Source organism: Burkholderia sp. Ac-20392 (genome assembly GCF_017104585.1).
In the GTDB taxonomy this organism is placed as follows: domain Bacteria; phylum Pseudomonadota; class Gammaproteobacteria; order Burkholderiales; family Burkholderiaceae; genus Burkholderia; species Burkholderia lata.
In genome coordinates this window covers 1-238 of sequence record NZ_JAAGPB010000242.1, presented here as the reverse complement: position 1 = coordinate 238, position 238 = coordinate 1, and the positions used below count along the sequence as shown (strand labels likewise).

1 protein-coding gene is annotated in these 238 nt (G+C 59.2%); it reads right to left on the bottom strand.

Features of this window, described 5'->3' with window-relative positions:
- The coding region (locus tag G3N99_RS23775) for a hypothetical protein (RefSeq protein WP_206123614.1) at nt 1-238 on the bottom strand (238 nt) is incomplete at both ends.

Genomic DNA, 238 nt, shown 5'->3' with positions numbered 1-238 from the left:
AAAAAAAAAACACCCCCCCCCCCCCCCCCCCCCCCCCCCCTCTCCTCTTCCTCGCTCTCGCCTTCTCCCACGTTCACTCCCACTTTCAGCTCCCCCCTTCCTTTCCCTCCTCCTCGCTCTCTCTTCTCTACGTCTCTCCTATCTACGTCCACCATCTTTCCCTCCGACTGCTCCCTTCTACCCTTTACCCTTTCCTCTGCTGCCATCTCTTCCTCCACCCTCCTCCCGCTTCTCTTGT